The organism is Leptospira adleri, assembly GCF_002811985.1.
Classification (GTDB): domain Bacteria; phylum Spirochaetota; class Leptospiria; order Leptospirales; family Leptospiraceae; genus Leptospira; species Leptospira adleri.
In genome coordinates this window covers 1-24,592 of the sequence record NZ_NPDU01000065.1, presented here as the reverse complement: position 1 = coordinate 24,592, position 24,592 = coordinate 1, and the positions used below count along the sequence as shown (strand labels likewise).

The 24,592-nt window shown below is 42.9% G+C and carries 21 protein-coding genes; 10 read left to right on the top strand and 11 right to left on the bottom strand.

Going from position 1 to position 24,592, the window contains the following annotated elements:
• Positions 1-117 precede the first annotated feature (117 nt).
• Positions 118-1,248, bottom strand: a complete 1,131-nt coding sequence (locus tag CH376_RS18925) for a cysteine desulfurase family protein (RefSeq protein ID WP_100786440.1) — start codon at positions 1,246-1,248, stop codon at positions 118-120.
• Entirely contained in the window at positions 1,223-2,515 is a 1,293-nt protein-coding gene (locus CH376_RS18920) for a hypothetical protein (RefSeq protein WP_100786441.1), read from the bottom strand. The genes CH376_RS18925 and CH376_RS18920 overlap by 26 nt, the downstream gene beginning before the upstream one ends.
• Before the next feature lie 134 nt (positions 2,516-2,649).
• Between CH376_RS18920 and CH376_RS18915 the strand changes: the two genes are divergently transcribed.
• The 3 genes from CH376_RS18915 (at position 2,650) to CH376_RS18905 (ending at position 6,376) form a co-directional block, all read left to right on the top strand.
• The gene (locus CH376_RS18915) at positions 2,650-4,671 is read left to right on the top strand and encodes a tetratricopeptide repeat protein (RefSeq protein WP_100786442.1); all 2,022 of its coding nucleotides are present in this window, start codon (positions 2,650-2,652) and stop codon (positions 4,669-4,671) included.
• Positions 4,672-4,688: 17 nt separating this feature from the next.
• Positions 4,689-5,477: a LolA family protein gene (locus CH376_RS18910; RefSeq protein ID WP_100786443.1), complete on the top strand. Its 789-nt coding sequence runs from the start codon at positions 4,689-4,691 to the stop codon at positions 5,475-5,477.
• Positions 5,478-5,608: 131 nt separating this feature from the next.
• Positions 5,609-6,376 carry an enoyl-CoA hydratase/isomerase family protein gene (locus tag CH376_RS18905; RefSeq protein WP_100786444.1) on the top strand — a complete coding sequence of 256 codons (768 nt, stop codon included), beginning with the start codon at positions 5,609-5,611 and terminating at the stop codon, positions 6,374-6,376.
• Between the two features lie 406 nt (positions 6,377-6,782).
• Here the strand turns inward: CH376_RS18905 and CH376_RS18895 are convergent, their stop codons facing one another.
• Together CH376_RS18895 and CH376_RS18890 are read right to left on the bottom strand one after the other, a co-directional pair.
• On the bottom strand, positions 6,783-8,474 hold the full coding sequence (locus tag CH376_RS18895) for an FAD-binding oxidoreductase (RefSeq protein WP_100786446.1): 1,692 nt from the start codon (positions 8,472-8,474) through the stop codon (positions 6,783-6,785).
• Positions 8,475-8,564: 90 nt separating this feature from the next.
• Positions 8,565-10,535 carry a PP2C family protein-serine/threonine phosphatase gene (locus tag CH376_RS18890; protein WP_100786447.1) on the bottom strand — a complete coding sequence of 657 codons (1,971 nt, stop codon included), beginning with the start codon at positions 10,533-10,535 and terminating at the stop codon, positions 8,565-8,567.
• Positions 10,536-10,681: 146 nt separating this feature from the next.
• Here CH376_RS18890 and CH376_RS18885 point away from each other — a divergent pair, with 146 nt between their 5' ends.
• Complete coding sequence (locus CH376_RS18885) at positions 10,682-12,334, top strand: glycerol-3-phosphate dehydrogenase/oxidase (protein ID WP_100786448.1); 1,653 nt, start codon at positions 10,682-10,684, stop codon at positions 12,332-12,334.
• A gap of 2 nt (positions 12,335-12,336) precedes the next feature.
• Here CH376_RS18885 and CH376_RS18880 read toward each other — a convergent pair whose 3' ends face one another.
• The 4 genes from CH376_RS18880 to CH376_RS18865 form a co-directional block, all read right to left on the bottom strand.
• Complete coding sequence (locus CH376_RS18880; RefSeq protein WP_100786449.1) at positions 12,337-12,915, bottom strand: TetR/AcrR family transcriptional regulator; 579 nt, start codon at positions 12,913-12,915, stop codon at positions 12,337-12,339.
• Positions 12,916-13,028: 113 nt separating this feature from the next.
• A complete protein-coding gene (locus tag CH376_RS18875) occupies positions 13,029-13,520 on the bottom strand; it encodes an Mpo1 family 2-hydroxy fatty acid dioxygenase (RefSeq protein ID WP_100786450.1) in 492 nt (163 codons plus the stop codon).
• A 61-nt stretch (positions 13,521-13,581) separates the two neighbouring features.
• The gene (locus tag CH376_RS18870; protein ID WP_100786451.1) at positions 13,582-14,505 is read right to left on the bottom strand and encodes a patatin-like phospholipase family protein; all 924 of its coding nucleotides are present in this window, start codon (positions 14,503-14,505) and stop codon (positions 13,582-13,584) included.
• Between the two features lie 16 nt (positions 14,506-14,521).
• Complete coding sequence (locus tag CH376_RS18865; protein WP_100786452.1) at positions 14,522-15,412, bottom strand: hypothetical protein; 891 nt, start codon at positions 15,410-15,412, stop codon at positions 14,522-14,524.
• A gap of 72 nt (positions 15,413-15,484) precedes the next feature.
• Here CH376_RS18865 and CH376_RS18860 point away from each other — a divergent pair, with 72 nt between their 5' ends.
• The 4 genes from CH376_RS18860 to CH376_RS18845 all read left to right on the top strand — a co-directional run bounded on the left by CH376_RS18860 (position 15,485) and on the right by CH376_RS18845 (position 19,270).
• Entirely contained in the window at positions 15,485-15,988 is a 504-nt protein-coding gene (locus tag CH376_RS18860) for an NYN domain-containing protein (RefSeq protein ID WP_100786453.1), read from the top strand.
• 4 nt (positions 15,989-15,992) lie between these two features.
• Entirely contained in the window at positions 15,993-17,480 is a 1,488-nt protein-coding gene (locus CH376_RS18855) for an MBOAT family O-acyltransferase (protein WP_100786454.1), read from the top strand.
• A gap of 9 nt (positions 17,481-17,489) precedes the next feature.
• Positions 17,490-18,560 carry a DUF1574 domain-containing protein gene (locus CH376_RS18850; RefSeq protein WP_100786455.1) on the top strand — a complete coding sequence of 357 codons (1,071 nt, stop codon included), beginning with the start codon at positions 17,490-17,492 and terminating at the stop codon, positions 18,558-18,560.
• A gap of 101 nt (positions 18,561-18,661) precedes the next feature.
• Positions 18,662-19,270, top strand: coding sequence for a glutathione S-transferase family protein (locus CH376_RS18845; RefSeq protein ID WP_243394767.1), 609 nt, complete (start codon positions 18,662-18,664; stop codon positions 19,268-19,270).
• Positions 19,271-19,302: 32 nt separating this feature from the next.
• Here CH376_RS18845 and CH376_RS18840 read toward each other — a convergent pair whose 3' ends face one another.
• Genes CH376_RS18840 through CH376_RS18830 form a run of 3 tightly spaced genes read right to left on the bottom strand, consistent with a single transcriptional unit; the run spans position 19,303 to position 21,756 of the window.
• Complete coding sequence (locus CH376_RS18840) at positions 19,303-20,037, bottom strand: SIR2 family NAD-dependent protein deacylase (protein ID WP_100786456.1); 735 nt, start codon at positions 20,035-20,037, stop codon at positions 19,303-19,305.
• The gene (locus CH376_RS18835; RefSeq protein ID WP_100786457.1) at positions 20,034-20,579 is read right to left on the bottom strand and encodes a DJ-1 family glyoxalase III; all 546 of its coding nucleotides are present in this window, start codon (positions 20,577-20,579) and stop codon (positions 20,034-20,036) included. Before CH376_RS18835 ends, CH376_RS18840 begins: the two co-directional genes overlap by 4 nt.
• Before the next feature lie 10 nt (positions 20,580-20,589).
• On the bottom strand, positions 20,590-21,756 hold the full coding sequence (locus tag CH376_RS18830; RefSeq protein WP_100786476.1) for a glycosyltransferase family 2 protein: 1,167 nt from the start codon (positions 21,754-21,756) through the stop codon (positions 20,590-20,592).
• 241 nt (positions 21,757-21,997) lie between these two features.
• Between CH376_RS18830 and CH376_RS18825 the strand changes: the two genes are divergently transcribed.
• Both CH376_RS18825 and CH376_RS18820 read left to right on the top strand, forming a co-directional pair.
• On the top strand, positions 21,998-23,122 hold the full coding sequence (locus CH376_RS18825) for a PHP domain-containing protein (RefSeq protein ID WP_100786458.1): 1,125 nt from the start codon (positions 21,998-22,000) through the stop codon (positions 23,120-23,122).
• A gap of 737 nt (positions 23,123-23,859) precedes the next feature.
• A complete protein-coding gene (locus tag CH376_RS18820; protein ID WP_100786459.1) occupies positions 23,860-24,354 on the top strand; it encodes a hypothetical protein in 495 nt (164 codons plus the stop codon).
• Positions 24,355-24,592: the final 238 nt, after the last annotated feature.

Below are 24,592 nucleotides of genomic sequence, written 5' to 3'. Positions count from 1 at the left end.
TCAACAGAATCGGGTTTGAAACGTTTCCGATGAAATCGAAACTCAAAGAAAGAGAATGGACCGGAAATAAAAAAGCACTTTCTGTGATTCGACAGCGAAAGCGTCGATTTCCAATTCTTACAAATCGGTATCTAAGGCTTTTAGGATCTGGACGATCTTTTTACAAAGTTCATCCACTTCTTCTTGGGTGGTAAACCAACCAGTTGAAATTCGAATCGCGCGCAGAGCTTCCTCTTCGGAAAAACCCATGGATAAAAGAGAGGCCGCCGGTTCTCTCGATCTGGATTTACAGGAAGAACCGGTCGATACTACAAAACCGGATTCTTCCATTCCCATCATGAAAAAATCCACGTCCTCCGTGGGTAAAAGACAAAAAGAAGTGCTTGCGATACGAGGGGAATCTTTTCCTATAATTTTGCAGCCGCATTCTTCCAAGGTCGTTTCGATTTTATTTTGATAAATTTTTAGGATTTCGTTTTTCTTTTTGATTTCCGGGATTCTTCTTTTTAGAATATTCGAAAGAGCTAATATTGCCGGAGAATTTTCGGTCCCGGCCCTGTGATTGTTTTCCTGATTCCCGCCCCGAAAGATTCCGAATTCTTTTTCCGAAACCAAATCGGATCGAATCCAGGTCGCCGAAGCGCCCATACCGGCCCCGATCTTATGACCTGAAAACGTAAATCCGTCCAAACAAGAGAAGGGGATTTCAATCTTTCCGAAGGATTGCATCAAATCGGAGAACAAAGGAACTTCGAATTCTTTCGCGAGCGCTGATATCTTCTCAAGAGGTTGTAATACTCCCGATTCGTTGGCGACGTGCAATACGAAGATCGGAGCCGGATTTTCTTCCAATAAAATTCTGAGATGAGAAATATCGATTTGTCCGTTCGGAAGAGATCGGATCCTGCGAGCCTCAAGACCCGCGTATTCCAAAGCGGAATACATCGACGCGTGTTCGAAAGCGGATACGATCGCGTACCCGGAGAATTTTCCCCGAATCGACTGCGTTAGGAGATGATTGGCCTCGGTCCCGGTGGAGGAAAACACGAATTCTTTCGCGGGTTTTCCGGTGTATTGTTCTAAAACTTTCCGAGCTTCCTCGATCTTTCCTTGCCGCGCCAAGGAGAATCGGGTGGCTCCGGAAGGATTGTAGAATTCGGAAAAGTAATCTTTTTGAATTTCCGCGAGCACATCGTCGAAGGGAGGATGTGTCGCGTTGTAATCAAAATAACGAATCTTCTTCGACATAGAGTTCGTCCGCTTCCTCGTATCTTCCTTTTTTTCGCAGGACGTATCGTAAGAGTTTTTTTCTATCTTCCACGAGATCGCTTCTTCCGGCTCCGGTTACTCGGTAAGCCTTGTCGATCGAATATAGCTCCGATTCAAGAGACTGTAACTCCTGTAAGGCGGCGTCCAATTCTCCCTTTCGGATTTCGGATCTTACCGTCATCAGTCTCGATTCGAAAACCGATCCCTTGTCCAAAAGGTTAGACTGAGCCGCTTCCCGAAAATAGAAGATCGACTTGTTCCAAAAAAGAGGATCCCTTTTTCCGAGTTGATAGTTGAGCATTCCTCTTTTGAAAAGAAGTTCGTCGTATTCGACCGTTCCAGGATCCGCGAAGAAGAGTAGTTTTTCTAAAATTCCGTCCGCTTCCAAAGGGGAAATCGAGTTGAGCCCGGTTTTATAAATTCCGAATGCGAGCAGATTGAGAGCCTTTTTAAAATCGTTTGCGTTGACTTTGATATTTCTATCCGGGTCGATCAAAAAAGAATTGGATTTGATCTGAGACCAGACCCGCATCTGATTTTGTTTTTCGGTAAGCACGTTGATCGGGCCGGAATCCTGATTGCAAGAGAAGAACGGTTTTTTGGGTTTACTGTTTTCCATCACGACTCGAACCGATTCTTCCGTGTTGCGTACGTAGTCTGCGTAGGCGAGCAGAACTTCCTCCGGACGACATACCGCGAGCGCCGTTCTTTCGATTTTTTTAGGAACCGTAAAATCGGGACCAGAAAAATTCAGCGCCCGTTTGTAATAGTCTAACGCTTCTAATACGACGGGAGAAGTGGTTTTCCAGTATTCTCCCGGATTGAGTCCTCCGGTGATCGGTTCCCTGGATCTGGTCCTGGATGAGATTTTTTTTTCTCCCGAGGATTCTTCTTTCAGTCCGGAATCTTTGAATCTCCAGATATGCATTGAATCGGTCCAGGACGGTTTGTAGAGAACCGTATCTCTTTCACTCAGAGAATAATAATAAAGACAGGCTTCCCTCATCAAATCGAGATCCGGAATCCTTTCCCCTTGATCTTGATAGGCGACTTCTCTTTGAAGAATGGAATCTCCTTTTTCAATAAATTCTTCGGCGGTTTGAGGATCGTAACCGGGAGGCCGCACCATCAAGGCGACTTTACTCAATAATTTATATCGATTGGGAAGAATCCAAGCGATCGCGACGGTCCAAACCAAAAGAAGGATCAGAATGAATTTTTTATTTTCTCGGATGTATGTTAGCAAAGTAGGCCGCTCCGATCGTTTGGAAAATTGATTCGACTCCTAGACGGATTGCGCGCAGAATGAAATTCCGGACCTATTGACGGGATGGTTCCTGACGTATGGAACATTCTTCTCAAATCTGTCCCGTTACCTGAATGAATCAAGCAAATAAAAAAAACGTCCTCTCGGGGCTTTACGGTTTCCATTCTTTTCGTTTTTGGGTTTTGGTTTTTTGTTTCGCGGTTTTTCCGATCTCCCTTTTTTCGGAAGAAGAATGTAAATATTCCGAATCTACGGTCGCGCCCGAATTCTTTTTATCCCTCGCTTTCGAAAAACAAACCGAAGCTACAAAAGTTCCCTCTCAGGAAAAAGCAAAAAAAGCCTATGAAGAATCTGTCGGATTCTATGAAAGATACATCCATTGTTCCGAGGTTCTAAAACGTCCGGTTTCTCCCGTTTCCCGAGTCGCAAAAGCAAACGGACACTTTGCCATAGGTCAGTTCGAGGCCGCGGAAAAGGAAGCCGACTTTGCGATTCATAGTGATCCTCAATTTCGAGACGCATATCTTTTGAAATCGAGGGTTCTCATTCGGATGGGAGAATATCAAAAAGCGAGCGATTATTTGGAGTCAAACCTGAGTCGTTTTGCGGACGATTCCGATTTTCTTTATCTTTTGGGTTCTTTGAATCAGGAGCTCAAAAATTTTCCAAGGGCGATCCTTTATCTGACGTCGCTCAGCGATTCCATCCGAAATCGGGAAGGAAATCCGAAATACAGATCCTACGTGGATAAATCCCTGGGTGAAATGTATTTCGCGAACGGACAGACGAAAAAGGCTCTGTATTTTTTGAGTTCTTATTTGCAGCAGAATCCTTCGGATATTTCCACAAGACTTACCCTCGCGAGAATCTGGAACCAGCTCGGTAAGTTCGCCTCCGCACGAAAAGAACTCAATCGGATTCTCAAAGTAAAGAAAAATCTTTCCTCGGTGGAACACCTTCTTGCGGAAATGTATTTTATCGAAAGCCGTTCCTATGCATTCGAATATTTTAATGTTCTCAGTCAACAGTCCAAAATTCCGAAAGAAAGCGTTCTCGAAGGATTGTATTTGGTTCTACTCGGCAAGTACATCGAGGCGAAGAAGATTCTTCTGCCTGTGAAGGAAAAATTTCCAGGAAGACTCGCGGTTCGTCTCGCGATGCTGGACATTTATGAAAGAGAAAAAAATCCGTCTCAGTATTTGAAGGAACTCCGCGAGGTTTCGGAGATCGTTTTCGGAATGCAGCAGTTCGAGCTCGCGGAAAGGACCGCTCAGAGAGCGAGTCTGATTCCGAACAAAACTTCCGAATGGAACGACGCGGAAATTTACGATTTTTTGGCTTCCTGTCACGAACAATCGGGTTTTGTCTATCGTGCAATTTTAGAATCCCGTAAGGCGGTTGAGAAAGCCGAAAAAACTTCAGATAAACTCAAGTTTCAGTTGCACCTCGCTTATCTGCTTCGTTCGGATCCTCCGAATAAAAAAGAAGAAGCCGAAATTCTGATCCGGGACGTTTTGAAATCGGAGCCGGAGATGTCCTATGCGAGATATCTTTTGGGAATCGTACTCGCCTCAAAAGATAAGTTCAAAGAATCGCTGGAAGAATTCAATTCCGCGATCGAAAAAGAACCTGGAAACGGGATCTATTATTTTTACCGCGCTTCCGTTCACGAAAAGTTGGGCAATCAGGAAGCGATGGAAAACGATCTGAAAAAATCCATGGAGATCGATCCTACCAACCCGATGGCTTACAACTATCTCGGATATTATCTTTCCGAAAAAGGAATTCGATTGGAAGAATCTCTGGCTCTCGTTCAGAAAGCGGTGGAACTCGCGCCGGACAACGAAGCCTATCAAGACAGTCTCGGTTGGATTTTTTTCAAGATGGGAAATCACGACGAGGCGCTTTTGCATCTTCAACTCGCGTATCAGATTCTAAAAGACAAAGGAGAAGAGGATCCGGTTATCTTGGAACATATCGGGGACGTTTACAAAGAAAAGAACGAGTTCAGAAACGCGATCGCCTACTGGGAAAAAAGCCTCAAACTTTTTAAGAAAAAAGAGGATCTATCGAGGCTTCATAAAAAGATACAAAGCGGCGCGACTGAAAATTCCGCGAACAAAAATCCAAAATAAAAGAAATCGTTAATTTTATGACACTAAAAGTATATTCTTTAAATATAATGTTGTTGCTGGTGTTTTACGCCTGTACAACTCCTCAGATCGAAGAAATTTCCTTTCCTGACAAGGGAAATTTAAAATTCTTATCCTCCAAAAATCCGGAAGCCGCGCGCATCCTGAAGTCGGTGAAAGAATTGGAGAATAAAAACACTTCCTATTCGGGGGAATTCTCCATGAGAATCGAGAACTTCGTTCCCAAAAAGGAAAGTTTTTCCGCGGACGGTAAGATCTACTACGACCGTCCTTCCGGGAAGATGTACATAGAACTTTCTGATCCTTTTTTCGGAATGATCGTTTCCCGCGTTTTTACGGACGGAGTTTCGATCCAGATCAAAACCGCGAATTCAAACTCGCAGACTCTTCCGATGGGGGATATCGTATTTAAGGATCCTAGCGGAAAAAAACAATCCACGATTCCGTTTCCCGTTTTGTATTCCCTTCTTTCGAATAATAGCTCCGGACTTGCCGGAGCGGATCCTACTTTCGTAAATCTTTCGGAACGGGCGATTCTTGTAAAAAAACCGGGCGAGGATATTACTTTTTGGATGACCGAGTTTGGGATCGGTTCCGTGGAACTTCTTTCCAAAAAAAGCAACCTAAAGGCGATCACAAAAGTGCAAGGTGCCGTTTCGTTTCCGCCCAAGACTACGATCACAAGAATCGTAGAACCGAAGACAAACCTGGATCAGAATAAGATCGAAATTAAAATGAAAAAGATCGCACTTTCCGAGTCGATTCCCGATTCTAAATTTCAGTTTTAAAAGAACAAGATCGAGGTTTACAACATTCTTTCGTCCCTCATTTTGGATGAATTCTTATGCAAGAATGCAAAACCCGATAAAATCAAAATCGTATCGGAATCATTCACATCACATCGAACTAGGAGCGAAACATGCTTTCTGAAATTAGAAACAATCATATTCTGGAACTCTATATCGAAACCAACGAAGTCAATTCTTTGAACGGAGATTTTTTCCGTACGATTTCGGCGAAGCTCGAATCGATATCGAAGGATCCTTCGATCAAAGCGGTGATTCTTACTTCCAAAAACGAGAAATTTTTTTCCAACGGCTTCAATCCTGAAATTTTCGTGGGAAAAACTTTGGAACAGATTCAGGAAGTTCTTCGTTTGGCTTTGGACACCGCGGGAAAACTTCTTTTTTTTGAAAGGCCGATCGTGTGCGCGATGAACGGACATTCCATGGGCTTGGGCGCGGTATATGCGATTTTTTGCGATTATAGAATGATGGTGGAAAAGAAGGGCCGTCTCGGTTTTCCGGAATCTCAGATCGGAATCAATTTTCCTTCCGTTGCCGGTTTTATGCTGAAAGAAACCGTCGGAATCACTGCTGCGCGCGATCTTCTCTATTCCGGAAAAGGTCTCAAAGCGGAGGAAGCCAAAGAGATAGGTCTGATCGACGAGGTTGCGACTTCCACCGAAGAAATGATGGTGAAGGCGAGAAAATACTGCGAACAATTCAAAGATATGGCGATTGAGTCCGTGGTCGGGATCAAAGTTTCTCTTCGGGATCCGGTTCGATCCTTTTCGGAAAAAAATGCGGAAAGAGATATCGTTCTTCTCTCCAACGCCGTTTTTTCCAGGAACGGTCAAGAGGGAATGAAATCGATTCTCGAAAGAAGAAGACCTGTATTTCAGTAAATTCTAATTTAGAAAAGAAGAATATAGTCAGCCGGTGGGAACACCGGCTTTTTTGTTTCGAGAGAAGGGAGCTTTAAACAGTCAAAACTTTTTGGACGATAGAGGAAGTCTTACCGAATTTTTGTAAGAGTTCCTACGCTCGGAGGATTGTTTTTGTGTTTCGGAAAGGTGGATTTTCTGGCAAGGATGATTCGCCGATTTTTTCCCGCCGGCCTCTCCACCTCCACCCAAGAAACTCAGCGCATCACTCCTATTGAGGTCGTTACGCAGGGTGGGGCGATCGTCTTACCGAGTTTTGTCGTTGTTACGACGGATTTTTCAGAAGAACCTTTTCACTTGGTGTAAGTTTTAGAAAGAGGGACTTTTTTTAGTTTGAAGAAAGTCCCCTTTCTAAACGATTCTTCCCTTAGTAAAAAACTTTTCCCGGATTTAAAATTTCTTTCTTATCGATCTCTTTCTTAAACGCTTTTAATCCCAGGAGCGCCGGTTTGGAAGTCGATTTTTCATACCAGGATTTATGGTCAAAGCCGACTCCGTGATGATGGGAAATCGGAGCTCCGTTTTGGATAAAACAATCGGAAACGGTTCGTTTCATCTTGAACCACTGATCTTCGGGTTTTTTTGCGTCCATCGGAAAGATGATCGTGTAGTAAAGACAAGCGCCTTCGTGATAGCTGTGAGAGATATGGCACATCGCGATCGAACCTGGAATCGATTTTTCAAGCGCCGCCACTCCTTCTTTGTGAAGATGAAGGACCCGATCGTAGGTAGTCGAGGTTTCCATCGTATCCACGCCGATCCCATTCTCCATAACGTGATTGCGTAAAAAAGGCATGTTGTATCTGGAATGGATCCACTGTTCGCCGAGATGAGTTCCCGCGTACAAACCTCCGAACATCGGAATCACCTTTTTAATTTTAGCGAAATTCTGAGCTACGTCCAGTTTTGTGCCGTCCATTCCGAGTAGAATCACACATTTATCCTCTCCGATCGACTTAAAATTGAGAACAGCGTCTTGAATCTTATTCTTTAACCAACGCAGAGGAGTGTTTTTTTTACCAAAGGTGCCTAACGTTTGATACAAACGGGTTTCGTCCGCGTCCGAAAGTCGGATCATCGAAGTCGGAATTTCCCTGTGATTGACTTCTTTGATAAAGTTCAAACCTGCTTCAAAATTCGGGAATACGATTCCGAAATACTTTCTCGTCTCGGGAAGTTTATGAACCTTGATCGTAACTTCCGTGATGATACCGAGAAGTCCTTCGCTTCCGGCGAAGATCTGGTTGAGGTCGGGTCCGGTGGAAGAGGCGGGATCTCTCAAGGTTTCCACGACGCCGGAAGGAGTTACTACTTTTAGACAGGTAAGAATTTCTTCTATCTTTCCGTAACGATTGGATTGTTGGCCCGCGCTTCTTGCGGCGATCCAACCTCCCAAAGTCGAGTATTCGAACGATTGAGGAAAGTGGCCGAGCGTAAATCCTTGGTCGTTTAGAATCTTTTCCAATTTAGGTCCGTAGATTCCCGCCTGGAAAGTCGCGAGATGGCTTTCTTTGTCCAAGCGGATGAGCGAGTCCATTCGAGTCGTATCCAGCGAAAGAACCGCCTTTTGTCCTTTTCCTTTTAAAACTTCCAGACCTCCAACGACCGAAGAACCTCCTCCAAAGGGAATGACGGTGATCTGATTTTTGGAACAGTATTCTAAAATTTTAGAGATTTCGGATTCTTTGGAGGGATAGATGACTCCGTCCACGAAGTGTTTGAGGGTATTAAAAGAAAGTCGAAGAACGTCGTAGTAACTTTTTCCGGCGGAATGAAATACTCTTTCTCTGCGCTCGATAGAAAAGTGTTTGGATCCGCTGATTTTACTCAGTTCACGGATCTGCGCGGGACTCAGCGCCGATTTAGGAAGAGTCACTTCTTCGAGGGCTACCGGAGGAGTTTTACGAATTTCGCTGACCTTGAATTCGTCGGAAAGAAACGCAAGAATCTCCTGCATCTGACCCACTCTGAAAAAGTCTTGGCCGTATGCGCCCCAGGCGTTCCATCTCAAGTTATCTCTTGAATAATCTATTTTTGCATTGAGTTCGGTATAAAACATATTCTCTCAAATTCTCCGAAGGAAGGATTAAATTGTCCGAAGCACAAGAATCTGGATTCGATCTGATTTCGCAACAGAATTCTGAAAGATTTAGGAACGAAGAAGTTCTTTCAGCTCCTTGACTCGCTCGTTTTCGGGATCCAATTCTCCGGCTCTTTCTATCAGAAAGGAAGCTCTTTGCGGATTTCCTTGGAGCCGATATACGTCGGAAAGATGAATCAGATTCTTTACATGATCCGGAAAACGAAGCCGAAATCGTTCTCCCAATTCTTCCGCCTTTTTTAGAAGAGAAACTTCCTTCGATTGTGAATAATTTCTTTTGGATAACAGGGAAGTGTAAAGAAGAAGTTCGTGATCCGCCGGATCGAGATCCAACGCTTTTACCGCTTTGGAAAGCGCTTCCGAAAGTTTTCCAGTTTTATCCAAAAGCCTCGCGTAAAGTTTGAGTTCTTCGGAAGAAAGATCGCTCTTACCGTTGTTCTCTTCGTAAATCGTAAGAGCTCCTACAAAGTCCTTGGAAAGCGCGGCCTTTTTCGCCTTGAAGAATCGATCCTGCTGGATCGGAGTCGAAGCCGTTTCCCTGAAATGGATCGATAGAAGGCTGTAGTCGTCCGAAAAGTTACCGACCTCCAAAAGTAGGTTTTCGATCTCGGATAATTCTCCTTTCGCTTCCTCCACTCTCCGTAAGAATTCGGTTTCATCTTCGTTGATCTTTCTTTTCCCCTCGAAGTCCTCATCCAAAACGAGATCGTCCTTTCCGTCCGAACCGCAGAAAACCTTATCCCCCGGTTTCATCTGAAAGAGTTTTACAAAAACTTGTCCATTGATCCCCTGAACTCCCAGCTTAAAAAAATGAGTTTCCGGATCGATAAAGGAAGCCTTGCCGTCTCGATAGAGAACCAACCACGGATGTTCTATATTCAAATAATATAATGTACCTGTTTCTTCCTCCACAAGACCGATCACCGCTGATACGAGCATGCTACCGTTGAAAGTTTCGAACACTTTCTGAAGATCGGTAAAACAATCCTTCAGCCATCTTTCGGGAGAGCGGTTCGCAGAATCGGGATCCATTCTTGAACGAATGATGACGGAATTGTAGACCGCACCCAGTACAAGCGCGCCGCCTGCGCCTTGAATGGATTTTCCCATGGCGTCGCCGTTGATAAACGCTTTGAATTTTTTGCCCTGAAGAATCAGATCATAAGCGCTGAGATAATCCCCGCCCAACTCGTATTCTTTTTCCCGAAAGATAAACTTCTTATATTGATTCAGCGCAAAGTTGATTTGCACCGGACCGGATTCGGTTTTTTTGGCGATCAGAGGATCCAAAAGAAGAGAAGTCAAAAAATAATCGCCGTCCTGTTTTTCTTTGAGACCTTGAATTTGCTCCATGTTCTCGGAGATCTCACGATTCTTTTCCAAAATCTTAAAATGACTCACGAAGTTGGAGAAACGATAACGTTCCACGATAAAACCGCTAAAAAAGGCGAGCAGATAACTGATGGCGAGATTCTGCATCGAATAAGACGCCTGATTTGTGGAAAGATTCGGGTGAAACAAAAAGACCGCAGTCAAAAAGCTGAGAATGGATATGGAATAAAGAAGAATCAATGCCTTTCTTGGAAAAGGCATAAAGACCATGGACATCACGACGATTTGGAGTCCGGAAACATAGTTTGGATCGTCGGCGATTCTTCCGGTAAAAAACGCGGTTACGTTTAAAAGATATAGAAAGAGAATGTAAGCCCATTCCAAACCCTTTCCTCGAAGGTTTGTTCCGGCGAATTTATCAATCGCTATCGAAATTAAAAAAAAGGAACTTAGTAAACTCAATCCGATTCTGAAATAGAAGAGTTCCGGGAACTCCGGATGCAGTTTTCGATCGGTGTCTAACGCGAAGCCCAACCAAACAAAGGTTCCGATGATCGATCCCGGATAATGGAGCAGCCTTGCTTGTCTGTGAAGATCTTCCACATATTCCTTTGCGTAACGGATTCTATCTTCGTGAATGTCAAAGAAAAGACGAAAGTATTTTGGAACGGTCTTGAGCAAAGTCATCGTAACCCTAAGGTTATGAGAATTCTAATTTTTTCAATCGAGTTTTTGTATTTATATAGAATGATATCAAATTATAAAATTATTGATTTTTCTCAATTCGGTTAAAAGCGGTTGACCTCGCCAATTTTTAAAAAAATAAATACGCTATGGCAAAAAAAACAAAGTCAGCTTCTACGAAAGCGGTTTCATCCAAAACATCTGCGTCTTCTGTTTACGATCTTTTGATCGTCGGCGGAGGAATCACCGGGGCGAACGTCCTTTGGGATTCTACGTTAAGAGGCCTGAAGTCGATTTTGTTGGAAAAAAACGATTATGCGTCGGGGACGAGTCAGGCGACATCCAAACTCATTCACGGAGGTCTGCGTTATCTCAAAAATTTCGAGCTGGGCCTTGTCCGCGAATCTCTCAGAGAAAGAGCCACTCTTGCCAGAATAACTCCGAATGCGGTGCAAACGATGGGATTTATAGTTCCCGTTTATTCGCAGGCGGAAAGAATCGTTTTGAAACTCGGAATGGAGATGTACAACGGGCTTTCTTTTGATCGAAACAAAAATATTTCCGAAGATCGTTTGATTCCTAAATACAGTTTTTTGTCGAAAGAACAGACGATCATGGAATCTCCGAGTTTGGAACGTGCCAAATTAAAAGGCTCTTATCTTTATTACGATTATCTCAATACCAATCCGGAACGCCATACTTCAGAATTCATTTTTTCAGCTAGGGAAAGGGGAGCCGAAGCCAAAAATTATACCGAAGTGATTTCGATCGTCAGAAGCAACGATTCCACTTATCAGGTTGTCGCCAAAGATAAGTTAAGCGGGAAAGAGATCGTTTTTCATGCAAAATCCATCGTAAACGCAGCCGGGCCTTGGGCGGATTTTGTGGAATCTCTTGCCGGAGTTCCGGCCGATAAAAATTTGGTTCGATCTAAAGGAATCCACGTAGTCACGAGAAAGATCTGCGGCGATAAAACGATCGTAACCAAAAAAAAAGACGGCACTCACCTTTTTGTCATTCCATGGAGAAACAAGACGATCATCGGAACCACAGATACGGAATATCCGGACAGCCCGGACGCTTTTCGGGTTACTAAAAAAGATATCGAAGAATTGTTAAGCGAAGTGAATTTTTCCTTCGGTCTTACGGATCTTACGTTGCAAGACGTGGATTTCTACTACGGAGGTTTGAGACCTTTGGTGGAAGATCCCAGTGAAACGACTTCGACTTATAACGCTTCCCGGAAGACCGAGATTTTCGATCATCGGGATGCGGGCTTTCCCGGTTTCTTTACGGCGATGGGCGGAAAATATACCACGAGTCGGGCGGTCGGAGAGGCGGTGGTCAATAAGGTCGTGGAATATCTTCCAGGAAATTTCCGCGCGTGCGAAACTGAAATCATTCCTCCGGCAACCGGGGATTATTCCGATCTTCCTTCCTTGATTTCGGATCTGAGCAGAAAATTTCCAAAACTACGAGGGGAGTTGATCGAGACGATCGCGAACCGATACGGTTCGCAGTCTTATTCCATTCTTTCCAAAAGCAGTGTTCAAGAAGAATTTTATACGTTGCAAAACGGAGAAAAGTTTTTTGAAAGCGAGTTGAAATTCATCGTCGGAAGGGAAGACATTCATTTTGCAACCGACTTCTTCTTTCATAGATCCGGGGTAGGGGTTCCTGGGTTTCCCGAAGAAAAGGAATCGAGTCGATTGTTTCGTTCTCTTGGAAAACACTTGAAGTGGAATTCGGCGAGAATTCAAAAAGAAACAAAGGCTGTCCTGGATCGTTATAAAATCTATTGAGCTTAGAATGTGAAGGAATTGGAAAGAAATACCGCCATAAAATCTTTGATGATTTCAGAAGTATCTCCGAGGCTGATCGCATCACCGTCCACGATTCTCTGAACTACGGTTCCGAGTATTACGCTGATTAGAATTCGATTTAAGGTTGGGTTTGTAACTCCAAGATGTTTCGTAATGATGTTCACGTATTCTTTCATCGCATCCGCGATTAAAACTTTTTCTTCTTCGTGATTTTTCAATCTAGAAACGTCGCAGATGATATAGAGAAGGTTTTGAAAGTAGGATTCTCTCGCTTGGATCATCTGAAAGAGTGAGTCAACTCTCGTTTCCAGCGTTTGTCCCGGATTCCCTTTGGAATAGAGTTGTAATTCTTCGATGTCTTTGTTCAGAACAAACTTCACCAATTCCTTAAAGATATCCTCTTTGGTCGCGAAGTAGTGATAGAGAGTTCCCGTGGACACGTCTAGTTCGGTTGCGATTTCTCTCATGGAAACTGCCGAATATCCTCTTCTCGCGAGAATATCCACACACTTGGATAGAATTTCTATTTTATATTTTTCATGATTCACTATCTTTGGCATCGAAAATCCCTCGACCTATATTTTATCCACAACTTGTATAACGTGATGATGGAACCGCTTCTACCGGTCAAGAAGATTGGGCGACGCGGTTTCAAAGAGATCGATTGTAACAATCAGTATGCGATTTTCAACTTTTGATACACAAAACCTAGGAGCCAGATCGGTCCGATCATCAAAAACTGAATGTCTTTAAAGAACGAAGGTTTTTTACCTTCTATCTTGTGACCGATAAACTGTCCGATCCAAGCCAGAACAAAAATGGTGATGGAAAGATCGACAAGACCGTACGCGTAAGTGCCTATCATGATCGGAAGCACGGTGGACTGAAGTAGAACGATCAGGTAGATCATGAGCGAAGTCAAAACCAACATTCCAAATGCCAGCGCAGGCGAAAGTCGAACGTAGAAGGCAAGGGCTAACACGAGCGATATGGTCGCGAAGTTTAGATAAGGAACCGACGCGAAAACGGAAGGAACCGGGATCGACCAAAGAAGACCGATGACGGTGAAGTAAATCAAGGGAACGCAGATCCAATGGATATTTTTGTTGATTGGATTTCTGTGACTGTCAGCGTATTCGCCGAACCAAGTTTCTACGGATTTCATAAATCAAACACTCCTCTCGGTTAAAAATTTTAAACGTTCGAAAAAGATTCGCAACTGTTTTTTATCGAACCTTCTGAATAAAATCCAAAATCTCATTCTTTCGATTCTCCGCGTCTTCTTTTCCGAGTTCAAAAGCCTTGCGGACCCCGATCGGGTTTGTATAATCGAACGAGCTGATTCCGATCGGGCGAGATGGTTTGAAAAGATACGTGTTCCTCATCGTTTCGTCGGATTTTCCGATGATCGTGTTCTCTTCGTAATAGATTCCGATTTTGGGCAGAGATGGTGAAAAGCGTTCCAGAAGTAAGTTGTTGCTAAGACCTCCGTCTAAAAAAAATTCGTCGTTCTTTTTTTGGAGAGAAACTACGGGAGGAACGGAAGAAGAATTGAGCAAAATCTGTTCCACCGTTTTCGGTTCCACGAGGTCTTTTTCCGAATAGATTACATTTTCCAAACTCCATTCGTCAAAGATGGACTGAACGCGGTTCGGTATTCTTCCTTTTTGTTTATCGCGTTCGTCTTGAATGTAAGCCTGCATCGTTCTTGAAATCAAACGGGATACGGAGGTTTTTCTTCCGTCGATTTTGTGGATCGGCTTTGCCTTCACGGCTCCGATAAAAACCTTTACGGAAGATTCTCTGATTTTTTTTAAATCCAGACTGTAACGGATCGATCTTCTCGTAATATTCTCATGAGGAAAGGGGGAAAGACCTTTGAAAAGATTTAGGAAACGAAAATTTTTGGAATTTCTGCGCGCGAGTTCTTCGAAATACGTTATGCTCTCTTCTTCCCTTTCGGAAAGAATACAAAGCGCCATCGCGGCTCCCGCGCTGACACCCGAGATTTGAGAAAGATCCAATCCCCATTTTCGAAACGAAAGCCCCGCGCCGAGACCGTAAAAGGCCTTACAACCCCCGCCTGCGATTGCGAGAGAATAAGAGGAAGAAGTCCATGGAAAGGAGAGGCGACTTAGGATCGAACTCATATTAGAGAATAGACGTTTACGATTCGGTTTCGGTCAACTTCTCCGAAGAATCTTCCTCTTTTTTGGGGATCGTTTCCATTTCCTCCAAAGAACCTTCGACTTCGAGAGGGCGGGTGATTCTTTCGATTGGAAGTTTTTTTACGTGATTCGCCATTTCCTTGAGAATCGCTTCGGTGATCTGCTTCATGATCTCGCCGGTGACTTCGTTTTCAAGAACGTCCGTGATCATCGTACTGATATCCTCTCCGAGACGTTTGGAAATTTCTCCCATAAAGGGAATGCGGGACAATTCTCCCAATAAGAATTTGGACTGAAGCGATTCGTTGACCTTTGCGTTGAACCGGTTTTGATGGACCTCAAACGCGCGTTTGGCGAGCTGGCTGTAATCCAAACGAATCATCACTTCTTCCACTCTTTCCAAAGAATGTAAAAAAACGGCGTCCGCGATCGTATCCACGATCACGTCCCGAAAACGAAACGTGATTTCCCTCGTGACGATATCGCTTAGGTTTTGTCCGGACTGACCCAACTTGTAAAATGCGATGAGGATCTTGATTCCTCTCAAAAGCAAAAAGGGACGAAGAAAATAAAATGGAATTACGCCCACGACTTCGTACCAATTCATCGAGAAGTAAGTTCCCGGATCCTTGGACTTTCGAAATTTCGTGATGAGTTCCACACCCCAGATCACGAGAACAAAAAAATCGAAACCGATCACGTAAGCGTAGAGTTCTTTGGGGAGAAATTCCTTATAAGAATTGTAAATCAAAAGAAGAAGAACGTCGAAGCCCGCGAAAGAAAGTAGAAACAGATCTCTCCCGGATCCGGGTAATGCGCGGAGCCAAAGATAAAAATGCCAGACGTTAAATTTGTTGACCCGGACCGGATTACGTTCGGAATCAGCCATTTTACTCATAATCTCCCTGGAAAGGTTGGTTTACAGTATTTATGAGAATGGGATTCTGGTCACTACAATTCCATGTCTTCACAAGTGGCGATTGACGGTTTCAATCTGATTTATAAGTTCCCGGAAACGGAAGAATTGATGTATCAGAATCAACTCAAAAAAGCAAGACAGGTAGTTTTGGAATTGATAGAGTTTTATTCTAAAAAAAAGAAAAACCAAACGTTTCACGTTTTCTTCGACGGCAAAAAGGAAATCGCCAGCGAAGTGTATCAGGAAACGTTCGGAAAACTGCATGTATATTTTAGCCAAGAAAGAAAGGCGGACGACTTGATCAAAGAGTTTGTCCGCACACAAACTCGGCCTTCGGATGTGCAAGTGGTCAGTTCGGACAAAGAGATTTTTTTTCACGCAAAAAAATGGGGAGCTCATCCGATCTCTTCCGAAGAATTTGCGGCTTTGGTTTTAGCGGAAACCTCACCCAAAAGGCCGGAACCGGACAGCGAAGAATTCAAAGATAAAAAACTAAACTCGGACGAACTGGAATATTGGAAAAATTTATTTAGGAAGGGCAGATAAAACAGTGCTGTTCAACTCCGTTACCTTTGCGATTTTTTTCGCCTTCGTTTATACGATCTATTGGTTGATTCCCAAGAAGAATCGTCCCGATTTTTTGATTCTTTCCAGCGCCTTTTTTTATATCTGGTTTTCCTGGATTTTTTTCTTTCACTTCGTTTTCGTAATTCTCCTCAATTACTTTCTCTATAAGAAGATCAAGATGGATCGCGAGAATTCCAAAGGATGGATGATCGGCGCCGTTCTTTTCAATTGTATCAATCTTGGATTTTTTAAATACTTTTATTTTTTTTCCCGGGTCCTCGCAGATCTTACGGGTTATCCTTTCTTTCAAGAAATCCAAGGAATCGTTCACATCATTCTTCCGCTTGCGATCAGTTTCTACAGTTTTCAGATGATCGCCGCGGCGGTGGATGCGAGAAGGAATCCGGAAAGCGAACTCATATCGATCAAAGGATATTTTCTTTTCGTTCTGTTTTTTCCGGTTTTGATCGCGGGACCGATTATGAGGACCGGGGATTTTTTTCCGAATTTAAAAAACTTGGAACCGGACCGGGACAAAATTTATGACGGAAGTTATCTGATGATCAGCGGTCTTGTCAAAAAGGTTTTGATCGCAGATCCGGCTTCCGGTTTGATTTCTCCGATATTCTCCAATCCAGAAGTTTACGATTCCACTTCTTTGATTCTTGCGGGAATCGGATATTCAGTCCAAGTCTTCTGCGATTTTTCCGGTCTTACGGATATGGCGAGAGGAGTGGGCGCGTTACTCGGCTTTTATCTTCCAGAAAACTTCAAGGCTCCTTTTTTCTCCTTAAGCGGGAGAGAACTCTGGCAGAGATGGCACATAACGTTGTCGTTTTGGCTTCGGGACTACATATATTTCTCATTAGGTGGAAGCAGGGCCGCTCAGTGGAGAACCCATCTCAATCTCATTCTTACGATGACGATCGGAGGATTTTGGCACGGAGCGGATTATACGTTTATCGCCTGGGGTTTTTACTGGGGAGTTTTGCTCGCGGGAGAACGTTATCTTGAAAACACTCTCGGTTGGAAATTGACTCCTGAAAAAAGCGTGGTCTTAAGGGTATTCAAGGCGGCGATCATCTTTCTTTTGTTTTCTTTCAGCGCCGTGTTATTCCGAGCGAATAACGCGACAACGATGGTGCAACACGTTCTCGGAATTTTTAAAAATTCTCCTTCCTCGATCGAATCCGAAATTTCAAGTTCTACTTCATCGGCTTGGATCGGAGAGGCGGGACGGCTTGTGGACGGGAATTCCTTTTTTCTTCTCAATCGGATGGAGAATGTGGAGAAATTCTTTTATCTTTTCCTGGCGCTCGTACTTTTCAACTGGGTTCAATACGTTCCGGAATTTTGGAAACGTTTTCGAAAATACGATCCTTGGCTTCTTACGTTTGTAGGAGTTCTTACCGTTTTCTTGCTCGCGTTGTTTTCGGAAGATTCGGGCGCGTTTATCTATTATAAGTTTTAGGAAAATAGAATGTTTCGAAATCGATTTCTAATCGTTCCTTTTGTCGTCTTTATCATCGCTTTTAGTATCGATAAAATCATCAGTTCGGCTGCTTTGGAGCCGTATTATTCTCTAACTCTTTCCGATCTAAATTTTCGGCATAAGGAATTTCTTTTCGAAGAGTTGAAAGATTATCTAAAAGGCAAAGAAAGAAAGAAGGTTCTGGTTTATTTCGGAAATTCAAGAGCTCTTCTTTTTAGAAACGATTATATAGAGAAAAAATATCCGAACTGGGTTTTGTTTAACTTTTCGGTGCCGGGCGGTTCTCCCGATTATTATCTTTACTGGTTGGAACGTTTTCAAAATGAATCGGTAAAACCGGATTTTATACTGATGGACGAATCGATCGAAATCTTCAATTCTTCCTCGGTTTTGACGTTGGACGAGGTTCTGTTTTACGGACTGAGCGGATCGTTCGTGTTTCGCCACGCCGATCGATATTCTTCTTCCGATCTTACCGGTTATATTGGAAAAAAATTATTTCATACTCTCAAAAATCGGCCGCGATGGAACGTTATCCGCGCTCGAGCCAAGGACGGGGGTGTTATGGCGAAAGGTTATAGCAAACTTAGGGACGAAATTACCGAGAATCTCAAAAAACAAAGAGGAAGCGCGACTTCCGATTCCAGTCCCAAGATCGTCTTATCTCCGGAACTGCTCAAAAAAAGATCGAATACGGATTTTAAATCCTATCTGACTCCTTTTACTTTTAATCCGAAGATGTTATCCAATCAGGAAGACGCAATTGCGATCGCAAAAGCATTAGGAGTTCCTTATGCAACGATTTGGGTGCGAGTTTCGCGTCCTTACTTTGAGCTTTATAAAACCAAAAAAGTATTAACGAGTGAAAAGGATGAAAAAACTCCTTACGACATCATGATTCCGATTTTGAATCGACTGCATCAATCGACGGGAACCGCATTCTGGAATATGAACGAGGATCCTCGGTACCATTGCGACGATTTTAGCGACCCGGGGCACATGTCTCCAAGTTGTTTCAACGATTACGCCGATTTTATCTTCTCTCGGTTGCCGAAATGAGAAACAAAGAGCGCCGATCAAACGTTCTTTGACGGTCTTGGCGATTCCAAGGCTGAAACAATAAAAATTTTAACTTAGATAGGAAGGGAACAGGAGGAGTTTTGGAACTTTTTGAATTTGCAATATCGGGAAACTGTCATAAGATCCGTATGCTTTTATCTATGCTGAATTTGGAATATGTCAGCCGCGCTGTAAACAACGCGGAAAAAGAGCACAAGTCGGAGACTTTTCTGAAGATGAATCCATTGGGACAAGTGCCCGTATTAAAAGACAAAGGTTTTTTTATCCGTGATAGTCAGGCGATCCTGGTATATCTTGCGCTCGAATATGGAAAGGAAGAATGGTTTCCAAAATCCGGGATCGGAAGCGCCAAAGTGATGGAATGGCTTTCCACCGCTGCAAACGAAGTTACCAGAGGACCGGCGGCTTTGCGGACTCATTATCGCTTCGGAAAAACGATTCAGATCGATGAGGCCGAAATGATCACAAATCAACTTTTGAATTTTTTGGAAAATCATCTGACGCAGAATCTGTGGCTCGCCGCCGAAAGACCGACTATCGCCGATTTGGCGATGTATCCTTACGTTGCCCTTGCAAACGAGGGAAGAGTCGATTTAAAACCGTTTGAAAAAACTAGAGATTGGTTAAAACGCATCGAAAGTCTTCCCGGTTACGTTTCTATGCCCGGAATTCAGTTGCAAAAAAGTTAAATCGATTCCTGCGGCAGAGCCTGAACCGTTTTTTATTCGTTGGAAATTATTTCTTGAACAAGTTCGGGAAGAATTTCACCGGATTTCCCTTTTAGAAAAAGGTCGACTGAGGAAGAGAAAGAACTTCTTTCCGGATTGATTTCAAGAAGCAGCGCGCCGTTCTCTTTTGCTATTTCCGCCAAATACACAGGCATACTCACAGTGCCCGAGGTGCCGACGATCAAAAGAAGATCCGAATTCTGCATTCTTAAAACCGATTCATTGAGTTTGAATGAATCGTAAGATTCTCCGAACCATACCACACCCGGACGAAAAAGAGAGCCGCAAAGATCGCATTTAGGAAGAGTATCGTCCGGCTTTGTCGAATCGATTTTGATTTCGTTTTCGCAGGAAGTACATCGATTGATGAAGATATTTCCGTGAATTTCTACGAGATTTTTTGAACCTGCTCTGAAATGAAGGCCGTCCACGTTCTGAGTCAAAAGAAAGAAATCCGCATAACGTTTTTCTAATTCTGCCAGAGCGAAGTGTCCCGGGTTCGGCTTCTTTGTTTCGATGATGCCCCTTCTCCAAAGATACCATTCCCAGACGAGTTGTGGATTCTTTTGAAATGCCTGAGGAGTAGCCAGTTCTTCGGCGCGAAAATTTTTCCAAAGTCCTTCCGCTCCTCGAAAGGTCGGAATTCCACTTTCGGCGGAAATCCCCGCACCCGTGATCGCCGAGATTCTTTTGAATTTTCCTGAGTTACTTCTAAAAAAATCTTTCATTTCGGCAGTTGAAGCGCCGCTTTCACTTCCATCATCGTTTTTTCTCCGCAAAGAATTCTTACGAGCTCTAAAGAGAATTCGAAGGCCGAACCGGGACCGACGCTCGTAATAATTTTACCGGAAATTTCCAATCTGGCTCCGGTATAACCTATAACGTCGGAAACAACTCCGGGGAAAGACGTAAAACGGTCTTGGTTCGTAAGAATATTCTGATGTACTAAAATACTCGGAGCCGCACAAATTGCGGCGATCCACTTTTCATTCTTCTTTGCGTCCTGAAGAAGTTCGGAGATTTTTGCGTCTGCTGCAAGAGCCTTTGTCCCGCCGTTGCCTCCGGGCAGCACGATCATATCGAAGTCTTTGAAATCCACCTCTTGAATAGTTGTGTCCGCCAAAATTCGAACTCCGCGCGATGCGGTAACCGCTCCCTCTTTCAGAGAGGCACTCGTCACTTCTATCTTGGCTCTTCGAAGGACGTCTACGATGATAACGGCTTCCATTTCCTCCATTCCTTCAGCAAATGGAACCAGAACTTTAGACATAAAAACTCCTTCAAAAACGAGATTCGTCTCTGGAACCTTTCCAGGTGACGTTTAGATTTAAGAAGTAATTTGTAATCATAGCGGCCAAAATAGCAAGCGAATCTGCAAAGAATTTAATGAGAAGTCCGGAAGAATTAAACTCCGATAGAAAGATTCTATGATATAAAAATTGAAAAACGCTAATTTGAATTAAAAGTCCGAGGAGGCTCACAAGATGAAAAAGAATCAAACCCTGAACGATTCGGATCCCATCGTATCTTTTTTCATAAAAAGTAAGATAGTTGTTGAGAACAAAATTGGAAAGAATCGATATTTCAATTCCGAACAAAACGGAACTGTGAAACGGATTTAGAAATTGAAACGGAGTCGTAAGCTCCGGGAAATGAAACGTTTCTCCGATTAAAAGTCCGAAAAGATTTACGAAAACTCCGGAAGATCCCACCAAGGAATATAGGAGAAAGGTAGGGGAAACCCATTTGCCAAAACGAAGATCTAAAAGAGCGACCAAGTAATTCCGGATAACGGAACCGTCTAACTTTGTTTTGCCGAATCTGCGGCTTTGAAACGTAAAAGGAATTTCGGAAATTTTCGGAGGTACTTTGGATCTATGCAAAAATTCTAATAGAATCTTAAATCCTCTTGGATTGATACTCTCCGCGGTGGTTTTGAAGTAGTCCTTGGATATCGCGAAAAAACCGCTCATCGGATCGGAAACGGGAATTGGTAAAAATAGTTGAGCCAGAGTAGTTGCAAAATAACTAAAGCTCTTTCGAACCCAGGACCAATTCGAAGTAGAACCTCCGTCTTTGTATCTCGTTCCGATGCTCACGTCGGATTTTTGATTGAGAATCGGTACCACCAGCGCCGATAAAATGGATTCGTCGTGCTGCAGATCCGCGTCCATGACGACGAAGACCTTTCCCTTTGCGATCGACATTCCGGCGAGGACCGCAGAGGAAAGGCCGCGACCTTCCATTCTTCTGAGAACGAAAAGTTCTTTGTGATCTTTTTTTAAATTCTCAGCGACTTCCCAGGTTCGATCGGGGCTATTGTCGTCCACGAGTAGGATCTCGTAGGAATATTTTTTCAACGCATGAGCGAGTCTCGGAAGAAGAATCGGAATGTTCTCTTTTTCGTTATAAGTCGGCAGAATGACGGAAATTTCGGGAGCGGTCATTAGAGTGTAGAATTTATAATCCGGCAAATTCTGTAAATCCAATAATTAAGTGTACACTTACATGATGGATTTTTTCCTGAGATCTTTTTTTGTATCTTCGAAACGAAAGCCAAGAGTTGAATCTGAAAAATTACAAATCCCTGACATTTTACAAAAGAAGTTAAAAAAGAAGAACGTAAAAAATAAACCGAAACTGAAAAACTTTTTTCATTCTGGGGGAATCTTTTGAAATGGAATGCAGATGGTTTTCAAAAAGAGAATGGATCCGAAGGTTTGGTTTCGAATTCTCGGGATCATTTTGTTCTTAGGCGGCGCTCATCTTTCGATTTCCTGGATTTTGAGCGACCCTTTGCGTATTGAGAAACCGCTTCCGTTTCACGGCGATTTCATTCATTCCCCGTATTCTCCAACGATTCAAAGGTGGTTAAAGACCGCTTTTCATCTTCATTCTGATCGCGACGGGTTTTCCCCTTTTCGAAGTAGTCCGAAAGAAATCCAAGAGCGTTATCTTGAAAAAAAATACGACATCATCGGAATTACGGATTATCTCAAAGTTAGCGGCGTCGAATCGGGAAAGAAAATATTTCTACCTGGTTATGAGTGGGGTAGAGATTTTAATCGGAAGCACATTCTTGTGTTAGGCGCGAAAGAAGCCGTTTACGATTTTTTTCCAGTCTACACGACCATCGGAAATCTTCAATGGACGATCGATCAAATGCAAAAAGAAGAATCTTTTGTGATCGTATCTCATCCTGTTTTGGAGGGGGCCATTTCCTATAGAGACATCGAACGACTCCGAAATTTGGATGCGGTAGAAGTGTTTTCGCCGTTTGGAGATTCTTTTCCTGAATGGCTTCGGCTTTTGGATCAAGGATATCCGATTTTAGCCGCGAGCGGAGACGACCTTCATTATTTTCCGGGTGAGTTGATTCGCGCAATGAAACTCCCTTTGTATGAAAGGATCTTTCACGAACTCACGTTTTCGAATCAAAACGAAGGAGAAACGTTTACAAGATACATTCTTTTGAATACCGATTCCTTGGATGAGAAAGAAATTGTAAAAAATCTCAAACGAGGAAATTACATTTCCGTAATGAAACTCGTGGATTACATGGATGATCCTAAGATTCTGGATCTGAGAATGGAAGATAAAAAAATAATCGCGGAGTTTCCCGAAAAGTTTTTAAAATTGGAATTTATCGGAAAGGGCGGGAAAGTATTGAAGGAAGAATTTCAAAAGACGCGCGGAGAATATTTGATTGATTCCGAAGACGAATACGTCGTTGTCAAGGCCGTATTGCCTTCCGGTTTTCTATACTCGAATCCATTTTATCGAACGAAAACAGAGAAATCTCTCGAAAAGTAGATTGAAGAGCTCTTTATTTTCTAACAAAGAAAAAGCGACTCCGAGAATTTCCTAAAGTTTTTCGCTACAACACTTCGAATCGAAATTTGCAAAAAATCATCGGTTCGACGACTCGTTTTCCTAAGAGAGCTAATTCTTCTTGCACCGAATGGATCATACGTATGGGTATTGGATCTAATTTATGGTTTCTTTCTGAGTTCGTATCAATCGCAATTGATACTATATTGGAGACTTCAATTCGTTTTAGAAAACCTAACGTGAATTAAATGATATAAAAAGGAAATAGCGTAGTGTTTGTTCTAATAGGAACGAATGCCACCGAAATGAGAATCAACATAGGATTTTGGTTTCGAAATTGTAATCTGCGATTCTATAAAGTTTTATTCCTCAAAATCTACGGATGGTTCCCATCTTTGTTTTAGCCGGTTTGTTTTTACGAACCGTTGAAAAGGTTTTGAGCAAGATCTTTTCTTCTTCAAAAAATGAAAAGCCACCTTTTTTGGATCAGGTTAACTTTGGTAAACCGAAATGTTGTTCTTATGGGTTTCTCGTTTTATCTTAAAAAATATTTTTTATATCTTAATATAATATTATTAAAAATGAATATATTAAAATTTTAAACTTTTTGGTTTTAAAAAGGAATGACTGACAAAGATAGGAGAAGGTAACTTTTGGGATAGGCTTGACTCTTCGAATTCCTTAGATCCAAGTATAAAAAAATCTTCGGAGAATTACAAATGAAGTTAATTAAAAAAATAGGAGTCTGTATCGTATTGATAGGACTTCTTTCTGCGTGCAAATCCAAAGAGGACGACGATACTTCCTATCTCGCCTTGCTACTTTTGGCAGGAGGATATAATACTTGCTCGTTTTCTCCTGCGGGAACTCCCGTGTCGATTGCTTCAATGTCTGCAATAGCCAATGGAACGCCTTATCCGCTTTCGTTTACTCAAATTGATAAGCAGTACGCCGCGATTCAAATTCCTGCGGCAATCGCGGGGAACATTTTGAGCTTCCAAGTCAGCTCCGGAACTCTCGGAGTCGCCGTTTACAAGGGCGGGTGTCCGGTAACAAAGGGAGTGAACTTGGCGGCAGCCGGCGTTGATTTTGCTTTCATTGCAGGAGCAGCGACGATCACGAACTCGGCGCAAATCCAATTTAACGTTGCGGGCTCTTATACGATTATCGTGAATACCGCGGACGGGGGCAAGGGTACGTTTCAACTTAACTAAATAAGAAGGTTGTTTAACATTTTTAAGAGAACCTTCGCAAGCATAGAAGGTTCTCATTTCGTTGGATTAATCCTTATAATTTTCTTTTCGAATGCAAATTAAAAAAGAACTAAGGATAGTGTCCTTAAAGTTTCGCACAAATGAGAACTTGAGAAGAGCTCTCCTCACACGATCAAGCCATGAGCTTTAAAGTTTTTAACTCTTTTAATTTCTCCATGTCAACATACTTTTTAGTTCC